Here is a 7,284-nt window from a genome sequence, read left to right as displayed (position 1 = left end):
CCTGATCTGGTCATCTTTGTAGTTTCCTGGACTTGGAAACTCATGGATAACCATTCGTCAACTTAGTTCGGCTTATTTTTGAGACACCACACTAGCGGTAGAGGACCGCATCGACGAAGAGGCGGCTGTCCCGCGCCATGACGCCTGGCTGGCCGGGCCGGCAGGGCAGCAGGTTCTAGATGTGTTGCCATTGCGCGTCGCTCAGTGCACATCTTCTGCTTATAGGCCAGACAGGGAGCAATCCCTCGGCTTTTAAGGCTTGGGGGGATGGATTGATAACACGCCCTAGTGCATTCGTGCAATCGCCTAGAACGAACAAAAGGCCCTCGCAGGGCCTTTCGTCTTACATGCGGCACCGTGGCACCGGCGCGCTGTCAGCGGCTGCCGATCACCTGCACGATCGCGCCGGTGCGGATCGAGACCAGCAGGTAGTCGCCGCCGGCCTGCACCCAGCGGTGGCCCCGGGGCGGTGCGCTCAGGCGGTGTTCGCGCCAGTCCTCCACCACGTACTGGCGGCTGCGGTAGGCCGGCGGGACATGGCCGCCACGGCGGAACTCGTGGCGCTCGAACTCGGGGCCGCGACGGTCGTTCTGGGCTGCGCCATAGCGCGGGTCGCCCCCGGGGCGGCCCATCGGCGGACCGTTGTCGCGCGGTCCGCTGCGGTCGTAGACCTGGGCGCCGGCGGCGGTGGCGCCCAGTGCGAGCGCAACCAGGAGGGATGCGGAGATCAGGCGGTTTTTCATGGCGTGGTTCCTGTGTGATCGAGGCGCCATCGTCCCTCCTGTCCGGACCCCGCGGCGTAGGCGCGCCGCGCCTTTACCCCAACACTACACATCCGACATGGATGCGACCGTCGGTGGCCGGCCTCTACACTCGCGCCCCATGCCCTGGCACGCCCGACTCCGACTCGACTACCGCAGCGAACTCGCCACCGAAGGCGACGGTCCCGCCGCCGTACGCACCGCCGCCCGCTTCCGGCACGACGGCCCCCTGCGCATTCTGCAGAGCCTGTTCCCCGAAGGCCCCGACATCTGCCACAACGTGCTGGTGCATCCGCCGGGCGGGCTGGTCGGCGGCGACGTGCTCGACATCGGGGTGGGCGTGGGCAGCGGCGCCCACGGCCTGGTCACCACGCCCGGCGCCACCCGCTTCTACCGCTCGCAGGGCGAGACGGCGATGCAGCGCAGCCGCATCGTGCTGGAGGCCGGCGCCCGGCTGGAATGGCTGCCGGCCGAGGCCCTCTGCTACGACGCCTGCCAGGCCGAGAACCACCTTCGGATGGAGCTGGCCCCCGGCGCCGAGCTGATCGGCTGGGACGTGACCGCCTTCGGCCTGCCGCACGCCGGTCTGCCCTTCCTGCGCGGCAGCCTGCTGCAGCACATCGAGATGCCGGGCGTCTGGCTGGAGCGTGGTCGCATCTCGGCCGACGACACCCTGCTGCTCGACTCGCCCCTGGGCCTGGCCGGCCACCGCTGCATGGCATCGGTCTTTTTGCTCGCCGGCAGCCCGCTCGACCGCGGCGCGCGCGAAGCGGCCCTGGACGCGGCCCGCGCGGTGATCGACGCCCATGCGCTGCACGAGACCGCCGGCGCCACCAGCCCCGACGGCCGGGTGGTGGTGGTGCGCGCCCTGGCTCCGGTGGTGGAGCCGGCGATGGACCTGATGCGCCAGGTGCGCGCCGCCTGGCGCGCCGCCCGCTGGGGTCTGCCGGCCACGCTGCCGCGGATATGGGCGATGTAGCGGTTGCGGGGGCCGGAATACGTCAGGCGACATATCCGCGCGGCCCGTCCGGGAGGTTTACTGCTTTACGATCCTGCACTGCCCGGCCCCCGCGCCGCAAAGTGCGCCGTGCGGCGCACGGCACCGAACCCGAGGAAACGGCATGGAACTCACGCCCCGCGAAAAAGACAAGCTTCTGCTCTTCACCGCCGCCCTGCTGGCCGAACGCCGCAAGGACCGCGGGCTCAAGCTCAACTACCCAGAATCGGTCGCGCTGATCAGCGCCGCGGTGATGGAGGGTGCCCGCGACGGCAAGACGGTGGCGCAGCTGATGAGCGAGGGCCGCGAGGTGCTGGCCCGGGCCGACGTGATGGACGGCGTGCCCGAGATGATCCCCGACATCCAGGTCGAGGCCACCTTCCCCGACGGCACCAAGCTGGTCACGGTGCATCAGCCGATCCAGTGAACGCCCGGCCTTTCGCCGGCAGTCCAGGTGCCTTTGCCGGCGCCCCTCCCGCTTTCTCCATCTCCCCTTCGTCCGACCGAAAGGAATCCGCGATGTCCCGCAAGTTCTTCCTTGGCCGCACCGCGGCCGCCACCGCGGCCTGCGCCGCTCCCCTCGCCGCGCTGGCCCACCTGAGGGCCGATGCCGGCTCCCACCACGGCGGCACGGCCGCGGCGGGCGGCTTCCTCGCCGGCTTCGTGCATCCGTTCACCGGCGCCGACCACCTGGCCGCGATGGTGGCGGTGGGCCTGTGGTCGGCGCTGGTGGCGCGCAGGGGCGGCACCGAGCTGCTGCGGGCGCCGCTGGCCTTCGCCGCGATGCTGCTGGCCGGCGCGCTCCTGGGCCTGCAGGGCCTGGCGCTGCCGGCGGTCGAGCCGATGATCGCCGCCTCGCTGCTGGCCCTCGGCCTGCTGGTGCTGACGCGGCTGCGGCTGAACAGCGCCGTGGCTGCGGCGGTGGTGGGCGTGTTCGCGCTGTTCCACGGCATCGCCCACGGCACCGAGCTGGCGGGGCAGCCCGACGCCGCGCTCGTGCTGGCCGGCATGTTGGCCGCCACCGTGCTGCTGCACGGCGCGGGCATCGCCGCCGGCTGGGCGCTGCGCACCCGCTCGGCCTGGCTGCCGCGCATCGCGGGTGCGGCGGTGGCCGGCCTGGGCGTGGCGCTGCTGACCCGCCTGGCCTGAAAGGGACCGCCAGCATGATCCCCGGCGAACTCTTCACCGACGAGGGCGAACACGCCCTCAACACCGGCCGCCGCACCGTGACCTTGGTGGTGCGCAACGAAAGCGAGCGGCCGATCCAGGTCGGCTCGCACTACCACTTCGCCGAGACCAACGGCGCGCTCGGCTTCGACCGCGACGCGGCGCGCGGCATGCGGCTCAACATCGCCTCGGGCAGCGCGGTGCGCTTCGAGCCGGGCCAGCAGCGCACGGTGGAGCTGGTGGACTACGCGGGTGACCGGGTGGTCTACGGCTTCCGCGGGCTGGTGCAGGGCCCGCTGTAGCCGTTTTTGAATGAAAAGTGGCTGATGCCGGCGCGTATCGCCGACCTCCAGCTATGAATTGAATTGCAAACCAACGAGAGCTTGCCATGGCCACCATCTCCCGCCGCGCCTATGCGGAAATCTTCGGCCCCACCGTCGGCGACCGGGTGCGGTTGGCCGACACCGACCTGGTCGTCGAAGTCGAGGCCGACTACACCCTGCGCGCCGGCAGCTACGGCGAAGAGGTGAAGTTCGGCGGCGGCAAGACGATCCGCGACGGCATGGCCCAGAGCCAGCGCACCAATGCTTCTGGTGCCATGGACCTGGTGCTGACCAACGCGCTGATCCTGGACCACTGGGGCATCGTCAAGGCCGATATCGGCATCAGGGGCGGCCGCATCGCCAGGATCGGCAAGGCAGGCAACCCCGACACCCAGCCGGGCGTCGACATCGTGATCGGCCCCGGCACCGAGATCCTGAGCTGCGAAGGCAGCATCGTGACCGCCGGCGCGATCGACAGCCACATCCACTTCATCTGCCCGCAGCAGATCGAGCATGCGCTGGCCGCCGGCACCACCACCATGCTGGGCGGCGGCACCGGCCCGGCCACCGGTACCTTCGCCACCACCTGCACGCCCGGCCCGGCCAACATCGAGCGCATGCTGCAGGCGGCCGACGCCTTCCCGATGAACCTGGGCTTCCTGGGCAAGGGCAACGCCAGCCGACCCGAGGCGCTGCGCGAGCAGATCGACGCGGGCGTGATCGGCCTGAAGCTGCACGAGGACTGGGGCACCACGCCGTCGGCGATCGACGCCTGCCTGAGCGTGGCCGACGAGACCGACACGCAGGTGGCGATCCACAGCGATACCCTGAACGAATCTGGCTTCGTCGAGAACACCATCGCTGCCGCCGCCGGCCGCGGGCTCTGCGCCTTCCACACCGAAGGCGCCGGCGGCGGCCACGCGCCCGACATCCTGCGGGTGGTGGGCGAGGCCAATTTCCTGCCGAGCTCCACCAACCCCACCATGCCCTACACCGTCAACACGCTCGACGAACACGTCGACATGCTGATGGTCTGCCACCACCTGGACCCGGCCATCGCGGAAGACCTGGCCTTCGCCGAGAGCCGCATCCGCAAGGAGACCATCGCGGCCGAGGACATCCTGCACGACCTGGGCGCGATCAGCATGTTCAGCTCCGACAGCCAGGCGATGGGCCGCGTCGGCGAGATCACCATCCGCTGCTGGCAGACGGCGCACAAGATGAAGCAGCAGCGGGGATGGCTGGCGGCGCCGACGCTGGCGGCCGGCGTGCCGGGCGCCGCGGTGCAGGACGACAGCAGGAACGACAACTTCCGCGCCAAGCGCTACATCGCCAAGCTGGGCATCAACCCCGCCGTCGCCCACGGCATCAGCCACGAGGTGGGCAGCGTCGAGGAAGGCAAGTGGGCCGACATCGTGCTGTGGAAGCCGGCCTTCTTCGGGGTGAAGCCTTCGGTGATCCTCAAGGGCGGCTTCATCGCCATGGCCGCGATGGGCGACCCCAACGCCTCCATCCCCACGCCCCAACCGGTGCACTACCGGCCGATGTTCGGCGCCTACGGCGGCGCCGTCACCGGCGGCTCGCTCACCTTCGTCTCGCAGGCGGGGCTGGGGCTGGGCATCAAGGAGAAGTTCGGCTTGAAGAAGACCCTGTCGGCGGTGAAGAACATCCGCGGGGTGCGCAAGCACCACCTGGTCCACAACGGCGCCACGCCGCGCATGGAGATCGATGCGCAGACCTACGAGGTGCGGGCCGACGGCCAACTGCTGACCTGCGAGCCGGCGAGCGTGCTGCCGATGGCGCAGCGGTATTTCCTGTTCTAGAAACAGGCTCAGGCGCTACGCGGCTGCACATGGGCACGCAACCAGGTGGCGAATGCCGTCTCGTCCATGGCGCCCGACGCCACATCCAGCATCGTCAGGGTCGCGTCGGCCTGGGTGGTGTGCAGCCGGTGACCGTTGAGCGCGAGAAACAGACCGACGGCCAGAAAGGCGACACGCTTGTTGCCGTCCACGAAAGCATGGTTCTTGGCCAACCCTATGCCGTAGCTGGCCGCGAGATCGGCCAGGTCGGGCGTGCCATACAGCGCGAGGTTGCGGGGCCGCCCAAGGGCAGACTGGAAAAGATGCGAATCCCGCAGGCCGGGCGCCCCGCCATGCTCGGCCAGACTTTCGTCGTGCAGCAGCAACAGCGCTTCGGGCTCCACCCACCGCCAGAAAGGCGCCTCGTTCATTTGGCCAACTGATGAAAGGTGTCGCGGAAGTCGCGCATGAATTCACGGCCGAGCTTCAACTGCTCGTCCAGGGCGGGGTCGTAAGGGGTCAGCGTCACGCCGTTGGTCGCTTCGGTCATGAACACCGTGTCGCCTTTTCCGAGCTTGAGCCGGGCCAGCACTTCCTTGGGCAGGATCACGCCTACAGAATTGCCGATCTGGGTGAGTTTGAGGGCCGACATGGAAACTCCTTGTTATAACGGTTGTTATATATTCTCTGATCCTGTCTTTTGCCGCAAGTCACATCCATGCTCACCGCCAACAAACTCATGCCCCAGGGCCGTGGCCTCGCGCCGGTCCTGCTCAAGCGCGCCGCCACCGTCGAGCTCGACTGGGACGTGCGCCAAAAAAGTCGCTTCGACGCCACCGACAGCACCGGCCGCCGCATCGGCGTGTTCCTGCCGCGCGGCACGCTGGTGCGCGGTGGCGACGTGCTGGTGGCCGAGGACGGCTCGCTGGTGCGTGTCGTCGCGGCGCCGCAGGCGGTGCTGCGGATCACCCACTGCGCCTCCCACGGCACGCCCTTCGACCTGACCCGCGCCGCCTACCACCTGGGCAACCGCCACGTGCCGATCGAGCTGAACCCGGCCTACCTGCAAATCGAGCCCGACCATGTGCTGGCCGAGATGCTGCGCTCGCAGCACCTGATCGTGCGCGAGGCGACCGAGCCGTTCGAGCCCGAAGGCGGCGCGTACGGGGCGCACAGCGCCGCGCACGGCGGGCACGGCCATGCTGCGGGGCACGCCCATGCGCATGGTCACGACCACGGCGCGCCGCAGCACGCCCACGCCCACGCCCCTGCGGCCGAAGCCGGCCACGTCCACGCGCACGATACGGCGCCCGCCCACGGCGCGCCCGGCCACGTCCACGGCCCGGGATGCGCCCACGGCCACCACGACCATGGCCATACGCATGACCACACCCCCGCGGCGCCTGCCACCGCTACGCATGGCGCGCCCGGCCACGTCCACGGACCCGGATGCGCGCACGGCGACCACGACCACGACCACGACCACGCACCCGCTCCCGCGCCGGTCGCCGTGCAGTTCCACGCCAAGCGTCCCGGCCATGCCTGAGGCCGCCCCGGCACCGCGCGCCAGCGCCGGCCTGCTGCAGATGATCTGGCTGGCCTCGCCGGCGCTGCCGGTGGGCGGGTTTTCGTACTCCGAAGGGCTCGAAGCCGGCGTGGAATACCGGGGTGTAGCTACGGAATCGATAGCATCCGACTGGATCTGCGACCAGTTGCACCTCTCGCTCGCCCGCAGCGACCTGCCGGTGCTGGCGCAGGGTGTGGTGGCCGCCCGGGCCGGCGATGCCGCGCGCCTGCGTACGCTCGACGACTGGGTGCGCCGCAGCCGCGAGTCGAGCGAGCTGCGGCTGCAGACCGAGCAGATGGGCCGGTCGCTGGCCGACTGGCTGCGCAACCTGCATCCGGCCGATGCGGGCCTGCTCGCCGGCTGGCAGCCGACCTACCCGGTGGCCTTCGCCGTCGCCGCGGCGCGCACCGATGCGGCGCCGGTCGACATCTGCAGCACCTTCGCCTTCGGCTGGGCCGAGACGATGGTGCAGACCGCCCTCAAGTCGGTACCGCTCGGCCAGAGCGCCGGCCAGCGCATCCTGGGCCGCCTGGCCTATGCGATTCCCCTCGCCGTCGAACGCGCGATGGCGCTCCCCGACGACGAACGCCAGGCCCTGAGCCCGATGCTCGCGATCCTCTCGGCCCGCCACGAAACCCAATACTCCCGTTTATTCAGAAGCTGATCC

Annotated in this window: 10 protein-coding genes; 7 read left to right on the top strand and 3 right to left on the bottom strand. The window is 69.9% G+C overall.

All coding sequences use genetic code 11. From position 1 onward, the window contains the following. Positions 1-374: 374 nt before the first annotated feature. Positions 375-743 carry an RcnB family protein gene (locus tag DFQ15_RS15750; RefSeq protein ID WP_110466890.1) on the bottom strand — a complete coding sequence of 123 codons (369 nt, stop codon included), beginning with the start codon at positions 741-743 and terminating at the stop codon, positions 375-377. A gap of 139 nt (positions 744-882) precedes the next feature. Between DFQ15_RS15750 and DFQ15_RS15745 the strand changes: the two genes are divergently transcribed. From DFQ15_RS15745 to ureC, 5 genes are all read left to right on the top strand, one after another. Further along, complete coding sequence (locus DFQ15_RS15745) at positions 883-1,740, top strand: urease accessory protein UreD (RefSeq protein WP_110466889.1); 858 nt, start codon at positions 883-885, stop codon at positions 1,738-1,740. Positions 1,741-1,882: 142 nt separating this feature from the next. Further along, the gene (locus DFQ15_RS15740) at positions 1,883-2,185 is read left to right on the top strand and encodes an urease subunit gamma (protein ID WP_110466888.1); all 303 of its coding nucleotides are present in this window, start codon (positions 1,883-1,885) and stop codon (positions 2,183-2,185) included. Positions 2,186-2,277: 92 nt separating this feature from the next. After that, entirely contained in the window at positions 2,278-2,907 is a 630-nt protein-coding gene (locus DFQ15_RS15735; protein ID WP_110466887.1) for a HupE/UreJ family protein, read from the top strand. A 14-nt stretch (positions 2,908-2,921) separates the two neighbouring features. Continuing rightward, positions 2,922-3,227, top strand: coding sequence for an urease subunit beta (locus tag DFQ15_RS15730; protein WP_055842501.1), 306 nt, complete (start codon positions 2,922-2,924; stop codon positions 3,225-3,227). 86 nt (positions 3,228-3,313) lie between these two features. Beyond that, on the top strand, positions 3,314-5,071 hold the full coding sequence (ureC, locus tag DFQ15_RS15725; protein WP_110466886.1) for an urease subunit alpha: 1,758 nt from the start codon (positions 3,314-3,316) through the stop codon (positions 5,069-5,071). 8 nt (positions 5,072-5,079) lie between these two features. Here ureC and DFQ15_RS15720 read toward each other — a convergent pair whose 3' ends face one another. Together DFQ15_RS15720 and DFQ15_RS15715 are read right to left on the bottom strand one after the other, a co-directional pair. Further along, on the bottom strand, positions 5,080-5,481 hold the full coding sequence (locus tag DFQ15_RS15720) for a type II toxin-antitoxin system death-on-curing family toxin (protein WP_110466885.1): 402 nt from the start codon (positions 5,479-5,481) through the stop codon (positions 5,080-5,082). Further along, entirely contained in the window at positions 5,478-5,702 is a 225-nt protein-coding gene (locus tag DFQ15_RS15715) for an AbrB/MazE/SpoVT family DNA-binding domain-containing protein (protein ID WP_110466884.1), read from the bottom strand. Before DFQ15_RS15715 ends, DFQ15_RS15720 begins: the two co-directional genes overlap by 4 nt. Before the next feature lie 66 nt (positions 5,703-5,768). Between DFQ15_RS15715 and ureE the strand changes: the two genes are divergently transcribed. Together ureE and DFQ15_RS15705 are read left to right on the top strand one after the other, a co-directional pair. After that, positions 5,769-6,596 (top strand): urease accessory protein UreE, encoded by an 828-nt coding sequence (gene ureE / locus DFQ15_RS15710; RefSeq protein ID WP_110466883.1) that lies wholly within the window; start codon positions 5,769-5,771, stop codon positions 6,594-6,596. Then, positions 6,589-7,281, top strand: a complete 693-nt coding sequence (locus DFQ15_RS15705; RefSeq protein WP_110466882.1) for an urease accessory protein UreF — start codon at positions 6,589-6,591, stop codon at positions 7,279-7,281. Before ureE ends, DFQ15_RS15705 begins: the two co-directional genes overlap by 8 nt. The last annotated feature ends 3 nt before the right edge of the window (positions 7,282-7,284 follow it).

It is taken from the genome of Xylophilus ampelinus, assembly GCF_003217575.1.
GTDB lineage: Bacteria > Pseudomonadota > Gammaproteobacteria > Burkholderiales > Burkholderiaceae_C > Xylophilus > Xylophilus ampelinus.
Note: the sequence above shows the minus strand (reverse complement) of the source record. Positions and strands in the feature narration are given on the sequence as shown.

Coding starts and splice junctions, on each gene's coding strand:
- DFQ15_RS15750 (WP_110466890.1), bottom strand. CDS start 743: ATGAAAAACCGCCTGATCTCCGCATCCCTCCTGGTTGCGCTCGCACTG.
- DFQ15_RS15745 (WP_110466889.1), top strand. CDS start 883: ATGCCCTGGCACGCCCGACTCCGACTCGACTACCGCAGCGAACTCGCC.
- DFQ15_RS15740 (WP_110466888.1), top strand. CDS start 1,883: ATGGAACTCACGCCCCGCGAAAAAGACAAGCTTCTGCTCTTCACCGCC.
- DFQ15_RS15735 (WP_110466887.1), top strand. CDS start 2,278: ATGTCCCGCAAGTTCTTCCTTGGCCGCACCGCGGCCGCCACCGCGGCC.
- DFQ15_RS15730 (WP_055842501.1), top strand. CDS start 2,922: ATGATCCCCGGCGAACTCTTCACCGACGAGGGCGAACACGCCCTCAAC.
- ureC (WP_110466886.1), top strand. CDS start 3,314: ATGGCCACCATCTCCCGCCGCGCCTATGCGGAAATCTTCGGCCCCACC.
- DFQ15_RS15720 (WP_110466885.1), bottom strand. CDS start 5,481: ATGAACGAGGCGCCTTTCTGGCGGTGGGTGGAGCCCGAAGCGCTGTTG.
- DFQ15_RS15715 (WP_110466884.1), bottom strand. CDS start 5,702: ATGTCGGCCCTCAAACTCACCCAGATCGGCAATTCTGTAGGCGTGATC.
- ureE (WP_110466883.1), top strand. CDS start 5,769: ATGCTCACCGCCAACAAACTCATGCCCCAGGGCCGTGGCCTCGCGCCG.
- DFQ15_RS15705 (WP_110466882.1), top strand. CDS start 6,589: ATGCCTGAGGCCGCCCCGGCACCGCGCGCCAGCGCCGGCCTGCTGCAG.